Consider the following 16,097-nt stretch of genomic DNA (forward strand, 5'->3'; position numbering starts at 1 on the left):
TAACTTTCAGGTAAGGGCATTGTCCGCGATGGATTTGAAGACCGGATGACACCTCAGGCGTGAAAGCCGCCCGTCTTCCAGTGTTCAGGCAGCCCGGGCCGCCTTCTTCTGCAAGGCAGCGGCGATCTTCAAATCCTCGACAAAGCGTCGATACTCCAGCACCTTGGCTTCCGGATCCGGCAGCCGCAGCAGATAGGACGGATGCACCGTCACGAGTGCTTTGCGTCCGTCGGGAAGGTCGATGAGCCGGCCGCGGTTCTTGCCGATCGGGGTGATCTTGCCGAACACGCTTTGCGCGGCGGTCGCGCCCATCGCCACGATGAGATCGGGCTGGATTGCCGCAACTTCCCGCTCGTACCATTGCCGGCAGGCTCGGATCTCAGGTGTGTTCGGCTTCTGGTGCAGGCGGATTTTTCCGCGCGGCACGAATTTGAAGTGCTTGACCGCGTTGGTGACATAGACCTTCTTGCGGTCGACGCCGGCTTCCTCCAGCGCGCGGTCGAGCATCTGGCCGGCGGGACCGACAAAGGGGTGTCCGGCGAGGTCTTCCTTGTCGCCGGGCTGTTCGCCGACCAGCATGATGTTGGCGGACTTCGGGCCTTCGCCGAACACGGTCTGGGTCGCGTCCTTGTAGAGATGGCAGGCGCAGCAATGCGCGGCCTCCTCGCGGAGCGCTTCGAGATCGTCGGCAGCTGGCTTGCGTTTCATCGGAGCCTCCGGCCGCTTCTGAGGCTTGCGCGGATCGGTTGCGGCATTGGCGATCATAGCACCGGTCATGCGCTCGGCGTCCTCGATCAGAGGCTTAATGATCGAGGCCTCGGGCAGGTTCCTCCAATATTTCTTCGGCATCTCGGTCTGCATCGCCTTCACCTTGAGCCGGGCCGGATTGAAGATGCTGGCGTAGTAGCGCCGCCAGGTTTCTTCCAGCCGGTCTTCGCTCGGTGCTTCGCTCCTGCTGACGCCGGATGTGAACGAAAGTGCGTGGCCATCCCAATGCGCGCAGAGGTCCGGTGTCAGGATCGACCAGGGCATGTCGGCAAAGCGCTTGGCGAAGAACGGCGCAGCGAGCTCGACGATGTGATGCTCCGGCTCGAACCAGGCGACGTAATGCGCCTGGCGTTCCCGGCCGATCTCGCGGAAGCGGACGAAGGCGTGCATCTTGTGCTCGTCGCGATGGACCGCCTTTGCCATGGCCGTGACTTGCGCGACGTCAGGATCGGTCGCAACCTCGATGAGGTCGTGATTGTCCTTCAATCGCCAGAGCAGGCGATAGAGGATCGCAAAACGCTCGACATCGCGGTGCAGGATGGCGGCCTTGGCCAGCTCGACGAATTTTGCTGATACGTTGAAGGTGCCGTCGTTCACCTCAAGGATCGGAGACGGCGCGGGTGGCGCAAACAACTCCGCTTCGCCACCTCGCACGGTCCAGGTGATATCACGCGGCTCCACATGACGTAGAACGAGCGTACGGGCAGCTTTGCGCCAGCCGTCGAAATCAGTTTCCGTATCGAGGGTGATGTACTGCATCAGAAGCCAAATCCGAGTTGCGTTGCCTTCGGCTTGAACCGGTCGATCAGCCGCGCTTCGTCGAGCCGATGGAGCGAGGGGCGATGATCGCTGAGGACAATGAACGGCAGCGCCTTGTGCCGGGGCACGTGCAGCCGCGCGAGATCGGCAAGACGGATCGTAGTGGTGCGCCGCGTCGCGATGATGCGTTCGACCGCCTTGGTGCCGAAGCCTGGCACGCGCAGCAATTCCTCGCGGCTGGCGCGGTTGACGTCGAGCGGAAAGCGGTCGCGGTGGCGGAGCGCCCAGGCCAGCTTGGGATCGATGTCGAGCGGCAGCATCGCGCTGTCGTCGACGATCTCGCCGACGTCGAAGCCGTAGAACCGCATCAGCCAGTCGGCCTGGTAGAGCCGGTGCTCGCGCAGCAGCGGCGGTGCCCGCAGAGGAAGTGCACGGCTGGCATCGGGGATCGGGCTGAAGGCGGAGTAATAGACGCGCCGCAGCCGGTAGGCGCCATAGAGATTGGCGCTGGTGTGCAGGATGGTGTGATCGGAGGCCGCGTCGGCGCCGACGATCATCTGCGTGCTCTGGCCGGCCGGTGCGAAGCGCTGCGGCTTGGCCTTGGTCTTTGCGCTGCGGCTGTCCTCGGCCTCGTCCAGCTTTAGCCGCAGCCGGCCCATGGTGCGGCGGATCGCGCGAACGTCCTTCTCGGGCGCGAATTGCTGCAGGCTCGTCTCCTCAGGCATCTCGATGTTGATGGAGAGGCGGTCGGCATATTTGCCGGCTTCCGCGATCAGCGCGTCGTCGGCTTCGGGAATGGTCTTCAGGTGAATGTAGCCGCGGAAGTGATGCTCCTCGCGCAGCTTGCGCGCGACGCTGACCACCTGCTCCATGGTGTAGTCGGGGCTGCGGATGATGCCGGAGGAGAGAAACAGGCCCTCGATGTAATTGCGCCGGTAGAAGTCGAGCGTCAGCTTGACGACCTCGTCGACGGTGAAGCGGGCGCGCGGCACGTTCGAGGAGGCGCGGTTGACGCAATAGAGGCAATCGTAATTGCAGGCGTTGGTCAGCAGCACCTTGAGCAGCGAGATGCAGCGTCCGTCCGGCGCGTAGGAATGGCAGATCCCCATGCCGGGCGCGGTCGAGCCCATCCCCTTGCCGTCGCTGGAATCCCGCTTCTCGGTGCCGCTGGAGGCACAGGACGCGTCGTATTTGGCGGCGTCCGCCAGGATTTCCAGCTTGCGTTGTACGTCCATCCTTGAATCCCTTTGATTCAGCTCACGAATCCGATCGAGCGCCAATTCGATTGACTCTTCTGGCCCCGTTAGCTTTATATTAGAACATATCATGAACAAATGAGCCAGCCGTTGGTTCTTCTTTTGAAGGCCACGGCACCAATTCCTGAAGGAGCGGCGAGCATGAGCGGCGCACGCAACAGCGCGCTTGCGACCTTGCGCGGCCAGATCGAACGCATCGAGACGGCGGAAATCGTGCATCAGCATGATCGCGTCGCGCTCGGCCATCACGAAGCCGATGGCGCGCTGAAGGGCGGGCTCGCGCGCGCGGCGGTCCATGAGGTGTTTTGCGAGGGGCGTCAGGGCGCTGCCGCGACCGGCTTCGTCATGGGCCTTGCGGGACGCGTGAGCGCGCGTCGGCCGCTGCTGTGGGTGCGGCAGGATTTTTCGGAGATAGAGACGGGCGCGCTGTCGATGAGCGGGCTAGCCGAACTCGGCCTCGATCCGCGCCGCGTGGTGATGGTGCGCGCCGCCGATGTCGAGAGCGCGCTGCGCACCTCGGCCGATGCGCTCGCCTGCGATGCGCTGGGCGCCGTCGTGCTCGAGCTCTGGGGCGAGATCAGACAGTTCGATCTCGTGGCAAGCCGCAAGCTGACGCTCGCCGCGCAATCTTCCGGCGTTACCGGGTTGCTCCTGCGCATGGCCGCACAACCTTTGCCCTCGACTGCGGAGACGCGATGGATGCTGCGCGCGGCACATTCACCGCCGGGGCAGGCATGGAGCACATGGGGCGCGCCGCGCTTCGATGCCGAACTCTTGCGCAATCGTCATGGCCCGTGCGGCCGGTGGATCATGGAATGGAATTGTGATGAGTGCCAGTTCAGTGAACCGTCGACGTATCCTCAGCCTGTGGCTGCCGCGCCTGCCCATCGACCGGATCCAGCGGTTTTTCGGCAGCGCCGGGCTGGGTAAAGCCAATCATGAGCCGAGCATCGTCGTCATCAAGGACAACAATGCGCTGGTGATCCATGCGCTGGACGAGGCCGCCGAGCGCCTCGGCCTGTATATCGGCCAACCCCTGGCCAATGCGCGGGCGATGTGTCCCGACCTGAGGGTGTTCGATGCCGATATCGTGGCCGATGCGAAGACGCTCAGCGATATTGCCGACTGGTGCGACCGCTTCACGCCGCTGGTGGCGCTCGACGCGCCGCACGGGCTGTTCCTCGACATCACCGGCTGCGCGCATCTGTTCGGCGGCGAAGCCGCGCTTTTGCGGACGCTGGTCCGGGCGCTCGACCGGCAGGGCTTTGCCGTCAGCGCCGCGATTGCCGGGACCTCGGTCTGCGCGCGCACGCTGACGCGGCAGGCCACGGGAACCATCGTTGCAGATGGTGGGGAGGCGGCTGCGATCGACCAGTTTCCGGTGTCCGCACTCGGGGCGGGCGAGGCGATCACGACCGGCTTGCGCCGCGCCGGTCTGAAGACCATCGGCGATGTTGCCTTGCGCAATTCCCACGAGATCACGGCGCGGTTTGGCGCGCGGTTCTCCACGCTGCTCGCGCATGCGCTGGGGCAGGGCGATGCGCCGATCAATCCGCGAAAACCGCTGCCCGATTACATCGTGGAAAAGCGCTTCGCCGAGCCGATCGCGACCGACACCATGATCGCGATGACGCTGTCGCGGCTGGCGGACACGCTGATCGCATCCATGGAGAAGCAAGGCAAGGGCGCACGACGACTTGAGGCTGCCTTCTTCCGCACCGACGGCGTGGTGCGCGCGATCACGGTCGAGACCGGACGCCCCGTGACGCGAAGCGCCGTGATCGACCGGCTGTTCCGCGAACGCCTCGATGCGCTCGCCGATCCCCTCGATCCCGGCTTCGGCTTCGACATGGTGCGGCTGTCGGCGAGCCGCACCGAGATCGTGGTGCAAGAGCAGCGCGATCTCGATGCGCATGTCCACGACAATGACGAGATTGCTGCGCTGATCGACCGCATCGCCGCGCGCATCGGAGGCAAGCGCGTCGTCGTGCATCTGCCGCAGGACACCCATATCCCCGAGCGCGCGGTTTTGTCCGCCCCCGCCCAGCATCATCTCGCTGCCGCCATGCAGGCCGAATGGCCGGCGCGCACCGAGAGCGAGCCACCGCTGCGCCCCTTACGGCTGTTCGACAAGCCGGAGCCGATCAAGGTGCCGTTCGCGACCGTGCCGGATGGTCCGCCGCATCAATTCACCTGGCGCCGCGCGCTGCATGCGGTGGTGCGGGTGGAGGGGCCCGAGCGCATCGCGATGGAATGGTGGCGGCAGGACAGCAAGCAGCTGACGCGGGACTATTTCCGCATCGAGGATGCCGAAGGTCTGCGCTTCTGGATCTTTCGCGACGGGCTCTACGAGGGAGAGACGTTCGACGGCGAAGGCAGGCCCGTTTCCCCCAACTGGTATGTGCACGGTCTCTTCGCATGACCACGCCTGCCTATGCCGAGATCGGCATCACAACCAACTTTTCCTTCCTGCGCGGCGGCTCGGATCCGCGCGCCTATGTGCATCAGGCCAGCATCCTCGGCATCCCCGCGATCGGCATTGCCGATCGCAACACGCTCGCCGGCGTGGTGCGGGCCTACAAGGAACTCGACAATGCCGAAGTGCTACACAAGCCGAAACTGCTGATCGGCGCGCGCATCGTCTTCGTCGACGGCACGCCCGACATCCTGGTCTATCCACGCGACCGCGCCGCCTATGGCCGTCTGTGCCAGCTTCTCACCCGGGGCAAGCGCGGCGACGACATCACGCGGATCGAGAAGGGCGAATGCCATCTCGCCTTCGCTGATCTCCTGGAGTTTTCGGAAGGCCAGTTGCTGGTCCTGACGTTGCCGCATCGCTTCGAGCCCGCTCAGGCGCTGAATGTTCTTTCAAAGCTCAGGGATAGCCGCGCCGAGGGCGTGTGGCTGGCGGCGAGCCTGATCTATCGCGGCGATGACAGGCGTCGCCTGACGCGGCTCGATGATCTCGCGGCAAAAGCCCAAGTGCCGCTGCTTGCGACCAACGAGGTGCTCTATCACCATCCCGCGCGTCGTCCCCTCCAGGACGTGCTGACCTGCATCCGGGAAAAGACCACGATCGATGCGATCGGACGGAAGCTGGAGGCCAATGCCGAGCGGTTCCTGAAGCCGCCGCGAGAAATGGCGCGGCTGTTTCGCGATTTCCCCGATGCGATCGCGGAGACCATGCGTTTTGCGGACAAGATCGACTTCTCGCTCGATCAGCTCAAGTATCAATATCCCGACGAGCCGGTGCCGCCGGGCAAGACCGCGCAAGGGCATCTGGAGGATCTGACCTGGGCCGGTGTCGACAAATATTTCGGCGGCAAGATCGACGACAAGCTGCGCGCGACGCTGGAGAAAGAGCTCGCGCTGATCGCCGAGCTGAAATACGCGCATTACTTTCTCACCGTGCACGACATCGTGCACTATGCACGCAGCCAGAACATCCTGTGCCAGGGGCGGGGATCGGCGGCGAACTCGGCGGTCTGCTACGTGCTCGGCATCACCTCGGTCGATCCGACCAAGGTCGATCTGTTGTTCGAGCGCTTCATCTCCAAGGAGCGGCTGGAGCCGCCCGACATCGACGTCGATTTCGAGCATTCGCGGCGCGAGGAGGTGATGCAATATGTCTATCGCCGCTACGGTCGCCATCGTGCCGCGATCATCGCCACCGTCATCCATTATCGCCCGCGCAGCGCCATTCGCGACGTCGGCAAGGCGCTGGGCCTGACCGAGGACGTCACCGCCGCGCTCGCCGATACCGTTTGGGGCAGCTGGGGCAAGGGCCTCAACGACATGCAGGTCAGGCAGGCCGGGCTCGATCCGAACAATCCCATGATCAACCTCGCGGTCGAGCTTGCGACCGAGCTGATCGAATTTCCGCGCCATCTCTCCCAGCATGTCGGCGGCTACGTGCTCACCCAGGACCGGCTCGACACCTATGTGCCGATCGGCAACGCCGCGATGGACGATCGCACCTTCATCGAATGGGACAAGGACGACGTCGATGCGCTCAGCATGATGAAAGTCGACGTTCTGGCGCTCGGCATGCTGACCTGCATCCGCAAGTGCTTTGACTTGATCGATCGGCACAAGGGCCAGCGTTTTGTGCTGGCGAGTGTTCCGCAGGACGATCCCAGGGTTTACAACATGCTGTGCGCCGGGGAGTCGCTCGGCGTGTTCCAGGTCGAGAGCCGCGCGCAGATGAACATGCTGCCGCGCCTCAAGCCGCGGACCTTCTACGATCTCGTCATCGAAGTCGCGATCGTGCGCCCCGGGCCGATCCAGGGCGACATGGTGCATCCCTATTTGCGGCGGCGGAACGGCCTTGAGAAGGTGAGCTATCCCTCGCCGTCGCCGGAGCATGGCGACAAGGACGAGCTCTACAAGGTGCTGCACAAGACGCTCGGCGTCCCGCTGTTCCAGGAGCAGGCGATGCGCATTGCGATCGAGGCTGCCCATTTTACCTCCGAGGAAGCCAACGGTCTGCGCCGCTCGATGGCGACCTTCCGAAATGTCGGCACCATCGGCCAATACGAGGAGAAGCTGATCGGCAATATGGTAGCGCGCGGCTACGATCCCAATTTCGCCAGAAGCTGCTTTGACCAGATCAAGGGATTTGGCTCCTACGGCTTTCCTGAGAGCCATGCCGCGAGCTTTGCGCAATTGGTCTACATTTCGTCGTGGCTGAAGCACTACCATCCCGACGCCTTCTGCTGCGGCTTGTTGAACTCGCAACCGATGGGCTTTTATGCGCCGGCGCAGATCGTCGGCGATGCCCGCAAGAACGGCGTCGAGGTTCGCGACATCGACGTGTCCTACAGCTTTGCGCAGAACACGCTGGAGGAAGGGAGCGGCAAACATTGCGCTGTGCGCCTCGGCTTTCGCCAGATCGACGGCTTTCACTGGCTCGATGAGGATGAGGAGCGCTTGAAACGCTCACAGTCGTCATTCCGCGGCGACGCGTCAGCGTCGAGCCCGGAATCCATAACCCCGATCGGGAGTATGGATTCCGGGCTCGCGCCAAGAGGCGCGCCCCGGAATAACAACATGGAGAGAGTGCCCGACTGGGCCGACCGCATCGTCGCGGCACGCAGCCGTCGTCCCTTCACCTCGCTGGAGGACTTCGCCCGCGACACCGGCCTGCCCAAGCGCGCGCTGATCCTGCTGGCGGATGCCGACGCGTTCCGCTCGCTCGAGCTCGATCGCCGCGAGGCGCTGTGGCAGGTGCGGCGGCTGCCCGACGACGTGCCGCTGCCGCTGTTCGAGGCGGCGATCGCGCGCGAGCAGCCGGACGAAGGCGCAAAGCCGCTGCCGGCGATGCCGCGTTCCGAGCAGGTGGTCGCGGACTACCAGACCATCCGGCTGTCGCTGAAGGGCCACCCGATGGAATTTTTGCGCGAGATGTTTTCGCGCGAGCGCATCGTCGCCTGCAAGGAGATCAGCCACGAAAACGAGCGGCGCCGCGTCCGCTGCGCCGGCGTGGTCCTGGTGCGGCAGCGGCCGGGCAGCGCCAGCGGCGTCGTGTTCATGACGCTGGAGGACGAGACCGGCATCGCCAATGTCGTGGTCTGGCCCAAGATCATGGAACAGTACCGCAAGGAGGTGATGGGCGCGCGCCTCATCCTGGTCGAAGGTTATATCCAGAGCAGCCCCGAAAAGGTGACGCATCTCATCGCCCAGCGCATGATCGACCGCTCGCACGATCTGATCGGCCTCGCCAACGATGCACTCGGCGGCAAGCATCCGGTGCCGGCAGGCGCCACCGTGGTCGAGCCGCTCAACGACGACCCTCGCGCCCTCACGGACATGCCCGCGCAAAAAATCCGCCACCCCCGCAACGTCCGCATCCTGCCGCCCTCGCGGGATTTTCATTGAGGCTGCGGCGCAGGATGCTGCCCACGAGATCGTTGAAGCGATCGCACGCGACGCCCACAGCTTATCATGCCCTGGCTTGACCCGGGCATCCACTCCTCTCGGTGTGTGCGGTAAGGCGTGGATGACCGGGACAAGCCCGGCCACGACGGCGGAGGGCGCGCTGGAACGAACGTTCTAGAAATTCACCCGGTTCGAGATCGCGCCATCCACGACGAGATTGGATCCCGTCGTGAATCCCGACACGGGGCTCGCCAGAAACACCGCCGCGCTCGCGATCTCCTGGGGCGTTGCCATGCGTCCCGTCGGGTTGCGGCTCATCGCATCCTTGTAGCGCTCGGGCATGTTCTGCTCGATCATCTCCCAGACGCCGCCCTTGAAATAGACCGTGCCGGGCGAGACCACGTTGACCCGGATCTTCTTCTTCGCATATTGCCGGGCCAGCCCCTTGGCCATGTGGATCAGCGCGGCCTTGATCGGGCCGTAGGAACTGGCCGTGTCCGCCTGCGCCGCCGCGATCGACGAGATGATCACGAAGGCCGCATCGCCGCGGCTCGCGCCGCTGGCTTCGAGGAACGGTCGCGCGGCATCGAACGCATGCACGGCACCGAGTACGTCGAGCCGGAAATTCTGCTCCCAAGACGCAGGGTCGCCGCCTTGCGCCATCGCGCCCGCATTGGAGAACAGCAAGTCGACGCCGCCGAGCTCCTTCGCTGCATTCTCGATCCAGGATTGCAGCGCCGCGCCGTCGGTGACGTCGACCGGGCTGCCGGTGGCCTTGATGCCGCTCGCCTTCAGCTCTGCGACAGTGGCCGCAACCTGATCGGCGTTGCGCGCGCACACCGCGACATTGGCGCCTTCACCGGCCAGCGTCGCCGCAATCGCCCGCCCGATGCCGCGCGTGCCGCCAAGGACGATGGCGTTCTTGCCTTTGAGACCGAGATCCATTGTTGGTTTTTCCTTGTGTTGGTCGCAGGGAGTGTAACCGTTTCAGAGGATACGCAGAAGCCTCGACATCGTCATTGCGAGGAGCTCTCGCGACGAAGCAATCCAGCTGCCTTGGATCGATTCCGGATTGCTTCTGCCTTCGCCGAGGGCCTCGGCGGACAAGTCGCTGCGCTCGCAATGACGGCGCCGCAGCGCTCGTCTACTCCGGTGCCGCCCCCACCGGCGGACCGCCGGGCGGGCGGTGCAGGAAGGTCAGCGACGCATAGGCGCCGGCCCAGGAGCCGATCGCCGCGAACGCGACATAGAACGCGTTATCGGTGTAGCTGATCACCGCGTAGGAGGAGAGCAGGTACCAGATCGCGCTCCAGTTCGCCGCCGGCACGCGCTTGCGCGCGATCACCGCCGAGGTGAACATGACATAGACCGCGTCGGTGGCCGCCGTTGCGACGAAGACGGCGCCCGCGGTGAGTGGATCGATGGCGGCCATTGCAATCCTTTCTGCGATCATGACATGGTCGCGAAAAGTACAGCAAACGACGAGAGAGAGAAGCGGTCATGCAAAGCCCCGCCGATATTCTCAAGGGTATCTGGACTTCCGCCGGCGGCGATGCGGGTCCGCTCGATCGCGTGCGGCTGACCGGCACCGAGCCACAAATCCCATCCTCGTTTCGTGTCGCCGTCGCCGGCCAGACGACGATAGCTGCCGCCGGGCTCGCCGCCGCCGAAATCTGGCGACTGCGCAGCGGCGAGGTGCAGGACGTCTCCGTCGACATGCGCCACGCCGTCGCCGAATGTCGTTCCGAGCGCTATTTGCGCGTCGACGACAAGCCGCCCCCGCCGGCCTGGGACGCGATCGCCGGCGTTTACAGGACCGGCGATCGCCGCTTCGTCCGCTGCCACACCAATTTCCCGCACCACCGCGACGCCGTCTGCGAGGTACTCAGCTGCGAGGCGGAGCGCGAGAAGGTGCAGGCGGCGTTGATGCGATGGAAGGGGGAGGATTTCGAGACTGCGGCTTACGCCGCAGGCGGTGTCGTCGCTCTGATGCGATCGTACGACGAATGGTCCGCCTTGCCGCAGGCGCGTGCGCTCGCCGGATTGCCGCTGGTCTCGATCGAGAGGATCGGCGAGGCCCCGCCGAAGCCGTGGCCAAAAGGCGATCGTCCGCTCTCAGGTCTTCGTGTGCTCGATCTCTCTCGCGTCATCGCGGGCCCCGTCGCCGGTCGCACGCTCGCTGCGCACGGCGCGGACGTGCTGCTGGTGTCAGGACCGGAACTGCCCGCCATTCCCTGGCTCACCATCGACACCGGCCGCGGCAAGCTCACCACCTTCATCGAGTTGAAGAGCGAGTTCGGGCGGGCGCAGCTGCGCGAGCTGCTCAAGGACGCCGACATCTTCTCGCAGGGCTATCGCCCGCGTGCGCTCGCCGCCCTCGGCTTCGCGCCGGAGGACGCAGCGCAAATCAATCCCGGCATCGTCCATGTCACGCTGTCGGCCTATGGCCACGCCGGCCCCTGGGCCGAGCGGCGCGGCTTCGACTCGCTGGTGCAGACGACGACCGGCTTCAATCATGCCGAAGGCCAGGCCGCCGGCATCGATGCTCCCAGGGAATTGCCGGCGCAAATCCTCGACCACGCCACCGGCTATCTGATGGCGTTCGGCGCGATGATGGCCAGGGCGCGCCAGGCCCGCGAAGGCGGCAGCTGGCACGTGCGCGTCTCGCTGGCGCAGACCGGACGATGGTTGTGGAATCTCGGTCGGCTCGACAGCGGACTGAATACCCCGGATCTTACGGGCGAGGCCGTACATGCTGCGTTCATCGAAGGCATGCCATCTGGCTTCGGCACGTTGAAGGCGGTGCGTCATTCGGCAGTGCTGTCGAAGACGCCGGCGCAATGGAGCCGTCCCGCGATGCCACTCGGCAGTCATCCTGCACAATGGCCTGCGCGAAGCTGACATGAAGCTGACACGTCGCAAAACTTTAACGCAAACCGCAAGGGACTCAGCGTTTTTTAGGTTGTTTGAAATCCTAATTCGGCACTATTAGCGCGACCGATGAGGCAGTCATTTGCCGAGATCGTCGCAGACACGACCGGGGCCCATGGTGGTTGAAAAGACCAAGCGATTGCAGGTGCTTGCAAAACAACGGGTGATCGCATCCGTAGTTTTACTCGCTCTTGCCGGTGCCGGTGCCTACGGCTTCCTTTCTTCGGGGCCAAAGCAAAAAAAGCACTCCGAGATCTCCAGCCAGTCGCGCAGGAATGCGCAGACCTTCACGCCCACGCCGTCCGAATGGGCGACGCTGACGATCGAGCCGGTCAAGGCCAAGAGCTTCCGAGCCGAGTACGTCACCGAGGGCAAGGTCGCGGTCGACGAGGACCGCTCGACGCCGGTGTTCTCGCCCTATGCGGGCCGGGTCACCAAGCTGCTGGCCAAGCCGGGCGAAATGCTGAAGCAAGGTCAACCGCTGTTTACGATCGAGGCCGCCGACACCGTGCAGGCCCAGAACGATTTCATCGCGGCGATGACCTCGCAGAACAAGGCGAAATCGGCGCTCGAGCTTTCCGACATCCAGTTCAAGCGCGCCAAGGACCTCTATGAAGGCCACGCCATTCCGCTGAAGGACTATCAGCAGGCGGAAGCAACCCAGGTCCAGGCGCAGAACGACATGCGCTCCTCGGTGACAGCGCTGGAAGCCGCGCGCAACAAGCTGCGTATCCTCGGCTTCACCGACGAGACCATCAAGGCGTTCCAGGACAAGGGCACGATCAATCGGGAGATCACGATCTATTCGCCGATCTCCGGCACGGTCGTGCAGCGAAAGATCGGCCCCGGGCAGTACGTCAATTCCGGCGCCAGCGACCCGGTCTTCGTCATCGGCGATCTCTCCACGGTCTGGCTCACCGCCTTCGTGCGCGAGAGCGACGCGGCCGCGGTGTGCATCGGGCAGGACATCACGGTCAACGTGATGGCACTGCCGGGCCGTCCGTTCACCGCCAGGATCAACTACGTCGCCGCCTCGATCGACCCCGGCACCCGCCGCCTTCTGGTTCGCGCCACCATCGATAACAAGGACGGCCTGCTGAAGCCGGAGATGTTCGCCAACGTCACGATCTATTCGGCCGGCGACCGCGCCGCGCCGGCAGTGCCGAAGCAGGCGTTGATCTATGAGGCCGACAACGTCCGCATCTGGGTCGCGCGCGAGGACAAGTCGGTCGAGCTGCGCCGGATCAAGATCGGCCTCATCAACGGCGACCTCGTCGAGGTCACCGGCAATCTCAAGCCCGGCGAGCAGATCGTCACCAAGGGCAGCCTGTTCATCGACCGTGCGGCCTCCGGCAGCTGATCGACGACCCCAAGAAATCGAAGACCTGAATGGATCGTCTCGTTGCCCTTGCCGTCGACCGGCGCTTCCTGATGGTCGGCATGTTCGCCGCCGTGCTGATCGGCGGCCTGATCGCGTTCAACCAGCTCAACATCGAGGCTTATCCCGATCCGACCCCGCCCATGGTCGACATCGTGACGCAGAGCCCGGGCCTGTCGGCGGAGGAGATCGAGCGCTACATCACGATTCCGATCGAGACCCAGGTCGCGGGTCTGAAGAATCTCACCACCATCCGCACCATCTCGCTCTATGGCCTCTCCGACGTCAAACTCCAGTTCTCCTTCGCCTACACCTATGACGAGGCGTTGCAGCAGGTGCTGAACCGCTTGGCGCAGCTCGCGCCGCTGCCGGGCAACGTGCAGCCGCAAATCTCGCCGCTCAGCCCGATCGGAGAGATCTTCCGTTATCGCCTGGTCGGCCCGCCCAATTACAGCGTGCTCGACCTCAAGACTATCCAGGACTGGATTCTCCAGCGCCGTTTCCGTGCCGTGCCCGGTGTCATCGACGTCACCGGCTGGGGCGGCAAGAGCAAGACCTACGAGCTCCAGGTCGACTTCAACAAGCTGGTCGCCAACGGCCTGACGCTGCCGCAGCTGCTCCAGGCAGTCGGCAATTCCAACGTCAATGTCGGCGGTAATACCGTCGATATCGGCCAGCAATCGGCCGTGGTGCGCGGCGTCGGCCTGATCCGCTCGATCGACGACCTCGCCAACACCATGGTGGCGCAGACCGGCGGCAATCCGGTGCTGGTCAAGGACGTCGCAACGGTCACCGTCGGCCACAAGCCGCGTCTCGGCATCGCCGGCCTCGACGAAACCGACGACATCGTGCAGGGAATCGTCCTGATGCGCCGCGGCGAACAGAGCTCGCCGACCATCAAGCGCGTCCACCAGCTCGTTCAAACCATCAACAACTCCAGCATCCTGCCGCCCGGCGTGCGCATCGAGCGCATCTACGACCGCGGGGACCTGATCGAGCTGACGACCCATACCGTGCTGCACAACATGGTTGTCGGCATCTTGCTGATCGTGCTGTTGCAGTGGATGTTCCTCGGCAATCTCCGCAGCGCGCTGATCGTCGGCGCCACGATTCCGTTCGCGCTGTTCTTCGCCGTGATCATCCTGGTGCTGCGCGGGGAATCGGCAAACCTGTTGTCGGTCGGGGCCATCGATTTCGGCCTGATCGTCGATGCCACCGTCATCATGGTGGAGGCTATCTTCCGCCGCCTGACGCAGACGACGCCGATCTCTGAATCCGAGCACATGTCGCCCGAGACGCTGTTCGGCATGAAGAGCCATGCCATCCTCAGTGCGGCCGCCGACGTCTCGCGCTCGATCTTCTTTGCTGCGGCGATCATCATCGCGGCGTTCCTGCCGCTGTTCACGCTGTCCGGGGTCGAGGGCAACATCTTCGGGCCGATGGCCCGCACCTATGCCTATGCGCTCGCCGGTGGGCTCCTTGCGACCTTCACCGTCACGCCGGCGTTGTCCGCGATCATTCTGCCCGCGCATGTCGAGGAAACCGAGACGAAGGTGATGCTGATCCTGCACCGGTTGTACTCGCCGCTGCTGCATTGGGCCGTCGCCAATCGCAATATCGTTCTCGGCGGTGCGGTCGGCCTCGTGCTGACGACGGTGGCGCTCAGTCGGCTGCTCGGCCTCGAATTCCTACCGAAGCTGGAGGAGGGCAATCTCTGGATCCGTGCCACGCTGCCGCCGACCATCTCGCTCCACGAAGGCAACAGCTACGTCAACGAGATGCGTAAGTTGATCCGCGCCCGGCCGGAGGTCGAGTCCGTCGTGTCGCAGCACGGCCGTCCCGATGACGGCACCGACGCCGCCGGCTTCTTCAATGCCGAGTTCTTCGCGCCGCTCAAGCCCGTGAGCCAGTGGCCCGGCACGCGCGACAAGGAAGAGCTGACCGCGCAACTGCTCAAGCAGCTCGACGACCGCTTTCCCGGCGTCGAGTTCAACTTCTCGCAATATCTCCAGGACAACGTCTCCGAAGCCGTCTCCGGCGTGAAGGGCGAGAACTCGATCAAGCTGTTCGGCAGCGACCTCCAGGCGCTGACCGACACCGCCAACAAGATCAAATCGGTGCTGGCCACCGTACAGGGAGTCACCGACCTTGCGGTGTTCACCTCGCTCGGGCAGCCGACCATCCAGATCGACATCGACCGCGCCAAGGCCGCGCGCTACGGCCTTGCGCCGGGCGACATCAACGCCACCATCAAGGTCGCAATCGGCGGCGACACCGCCGGCGACCTTTATGAACCCGGAAGCGACCGCCATTTCCCGATCATCGTGCGCCTCGCGCCGGAATACCGCCGGAGTGCCGAGGCGATCCAGAATTTGCGGATCGGCGCGCCCGGGCCGAACGGCACCGTCACGCAGATTCCCCTGAGCGAGGTCGCCACCATCAGCCTCGTCTCCGGCGCGGCCTATATCTATCGCGAGCAGCAGGAGCGCTATCTGCCGATCAAGTTCTCGGTGCGCGAGCGCGATCTCGGCAGCGCCATCCGCGAGGCCCAGGACAAGATCGCCGAGCAGGTGCAGCTGCCGCCGGGCTCGCACATGGAGTGGGTCGGCGAGTTCGGCAATCTCCAGGATGCGATCCGGCGGCTGTCGATCGTGGTGCCGATCTCGCTGGCGCTGATCGGCGTGCTGCTCTGGTTCAATTTCGGCTCGATGACCGACACGCTGCTCGCGATGAGCGTGATTCCGATGGCGATCTTCGGCGGCGTGCTGGGCCTGCTGATCTCCGGCACGGCGTTCAGCGTCTCCGCGGCGATCGGTTTCATCGCGCTGTTCGGCATCGCCGTGATGGACGGCATCATCATCCTGTCGCAGTTCAATCAGCTCATCGAAGAGGGCATGGACCGCATGAGCGCGGTGGTGCGCACCGGCGAGCTCCAGCTTCGGCCCGTGCTGATGACCTGCGTCGTCGCGGGCGTTGGCCTGTTGCCGGCGGCGCTGTCGGAAGGCATCGGCTCGCAGGTGCAGAAGCCGCTCGCGGTCGTCGTCGTCACCGGCATGATGCTGGCGCCGCTCGTGATACTGGTGACCTTGCCGGTCCTGATCTCGTTCTTTTCCCGCCGCGCGCGCTGA

At 64.5% G+C, this 16,097-nt stretch carries 10 protein-coding genes; 6 read left to right on the forward strand and 4 right to left on the reverse strand.

The genetic code is table 11. The features are described from left to right. Nucleotides 1-84 precede the first annotated feature (84 nt). Together ABIA42_RS07275 and ABIA42_RS07280 are read right to left on the reverse strand one after the other, a co-directional pair. The gene (locus ABIA42_RS07275; RefSeq protein WP_370114586.1) at nucleotides 85-1,527 is read right to left on the reverse strand and encodes a UdgX family uracil-DNA binding protein; all 1,443 of its coding nucleotides are present in this window, start codon (nucleotides 1,525-1,527) and stop codon (nucleotides 85-87) included. Next, complete coding sequence (locus ABIA42_RS07280) at nucleotides 1,527-2,762, reverse strand: putative DNA modification/repair radical SAM protein (RefSeq protein ID WP_271528591.1); 1,236 nt, start codon at nucleotides 2,760-2,762, stop codon at nucleotides 1,527-1,529. Before ABIA42_RS07280 ends, ABIA42_RS07275 begins: the two co-directional genes overlap by 1 nt. A 162-nt stretch (nucleotides 2,763-2,924) precedes the next feature. Between ABIA42_RS07280 and ABIA42_RS07285 the strand changes: the two genes are divergently transcribed. Genes ABIA42_RS07285 through ABIA42_RS07295 form a run of 3 tightly spaced genes read left to right on the forward strand, consistent with a single transcriptional unit; the run spans nucleotide 2,925 to nucleotide 8,660 of the window. Continuing rightward, on the forward strand, nucleotides 2,925-3,713 hold the full coding sequence (locus tag ABIA42_RS07285) for an ImuA family protein (RefSeq protein ID WP_370114583.1): 789 nt from the start codon (nucleotides 2,925-2,927) through the stop codon (nucleotides 3,711-3,713). Then, complete coding sequence (locus tag ABIA42_RS07290) at nucleotides 3,610-5,205, forward strand: DNA polymerase Y family protein (protein WP_370114581.1); 1,596 nt, start codon at nucleotides 3,610-3,612, stop codon at nucleotides 5,203-5,205. Before ABIA42_RS07285 ends, ABIA42_RS07290 begins: the two co-directional genes overlap by 104 nt. Continuing rightward, the gene (locus tag ABIA42_RS07295; RefSeq protein WP_370114579.1) at nucleotides 5,202-8,660 is read left to right on the forward strand and encodes an error-prone DNA polymerase; all 3,459 of its coding nucleotides are present in this window, start codon (nucleotides 5,202-5,204) and stop codon (nucleotides 8,658-8,660) included. Before ABIA42_RS07290 ends, ABIA42_RS07295 begins: the two co-directional genes overlap by 4 nt. A 174-nt stretch (nucleotides 8,661-8,834) precedes the next feature. On the opposite strand, the gene ABIA42_RS07300 is transcribed toward ABIA42_RS07295, so the two are convergent. Together ABIA42_RS07300 and ABIA42_RS07305 are read right to left on the reverse strand one after the other, a co-directional pair. Next, the gene (locus ABIA42_RS07300; protein ID WP_370114577.1) at nucleotides 8,835-9,605 is read right to left on the reverse strand and encodes an SDR family NAD(P)-dependent oxidoreductase; all 771 of its coding nucleotides are present in this window, start codon (nucleotides 9,603-9,605) and stop codon (nucleotides 8,835-8,837) included. 199 nt (nucleotides 9,606-9,804) lie between these two features. Continuing rightward, the gene (locus ABIA42_RS07305) at nucleotides 9,805-10,092 is read right to left on the reverse strand and encodes a hypothetical protein (RefSeq protein WP_370123616.1); all 288 of its coding nucleotides are present in this window, start codon (nucleotides 10,090-10,092) and stop codon (nucleotides 9,805-9,807) included. Nucleotides 10,093-10,160: 68 nt separating this feature from the next. Here ABIA42_RS07305 and ABIA42_RS07310 point away from each other — a divergent pair, with 68 nt between their 5' ends. The 3 genes from ABIA42_RS07310 (at nucleotide 10,161) to ABIA42_RS07320 (ending at nucleotide 16,097) form a co-directional block, all read left to right on the forward strand. Beyond that, nucleotides 10,161-11,561 carry a CoA transferase gene (locus tag ABIA42_RS07310; RefSeq protein ID WP_370114575.1) on the forward strand — a complete coding sequence of 467 codons (1,401 nt, stop codon included), beginning with the start codon at nucleotides 10,161-10,163 and terminating at the stop codon, nucleotides 11,559-11,561. A 145-nt stretch (nucleotides 11,562-11,706) separates the two neighbouring features. Further along, a complete protein-coding gene (locus ABIA42_RS07315; protein ID WP_370114573.1) occupies nucleotides 11,707-12,951 on the forward strand; it encodes an efflux RND transporter periplasmic adaptor subunit in 1,245 nt (414 codons plus the stop codon). Between the two features lie 29 nt (nucleotides 12,952-12,980). Continuing rightward, entirely contained in the window at nucleotides 12,981-16,097 is a 3,117-nt protein-coding gene (locus tag ABIA42_RS07320) for an efflux RND transporter permease subunit (protein ID WP_370114571.1), read from the forward strand.

This window comes from Bradyrhizobium sp. USDA 327 (assembly GCF_041262065.1).
Classification (GTDB): domain Bacteria; phylum Pseudomonadota; class Alphaproteobacteria; order Rhizobiales; family Xanthobacteraceae; genus Bradyrhizobium; species Bradyrhizobium liaoningense.

Bases quoted from the DNA above. Each gene is read 5' to 3' on its own strand.
- ABIA42_RS07275 (WP_370114586.1), bottom strand. From the start codon at position 1,527: ATGCAGTACATCACCCTCGATACGGAAACTGATTTCGACGGCTGGCGC.
- ABIA42_RS07280 (WP_271528591.1), bottom strand. From the start codon at position 2,762: ATGGACGTACAACGCAAGCTGGAAATCCTGGCGGACGCCGCCAAATAC.
- ABIA42_RS07285 (WP_370114583.1), top strand. From the start codon at position 2,925: ATGAGCGGCGCACGCAACAGCGCGCTTGCGACCTTGCGCGGCCAGATC.
- ABIA42_RS07290 (WP_370114581.1), top strand. From the start codon at position 3,610: ATGAGTGCCAGTTCAGTGAACCGTCGACGTATCCTCAGCCTGTGGCTG.
- ABIA42_RS07295 (WP_370114579.1), top strand. From the start codon at position 5,202: ATGACCACGCCTGCCTATGCCGAGATCGGCATCACAACCAACTTTTCC.
- ABIA42_RS07300 (WP_370114577.1), bottom strand. From the start codon at position 9,605: ATGGATCTCGGTCTCAAAGGCAAGAACGCCATCGTCCTTGGCGGCACG.
- ABIA42_RS07305 (WP_370123616.1), bottom strand. From the start codon at position 10,092: ATGGCCGCCATCGATCCACTCACCGCGGGCGCCGTCTTCGTCGCAACG.
- ABIA42_RS07310 (WP_370114575.1), top strand. From the start codon at position 10,161: ATGCAAAGCCCCGCCGATATTCTCAAGGGTATCTGGACTTCCGCCGGC.
- ABIA42_RS07315 (WP_370114573.1), top strand. From the start codon at position 11,707: ATGGTGGTTGAAAAGACCAAGCGATTGCAGGTGCTTGCAAAACAACGG.
- ABIA42_RS07320 (WP_370114571.1), top strand. From the start codon at position 12,981: ATGGATCGTCTCGTTGCCCTTGCCGTCGACCGGCGCTTCCTGATGGTC.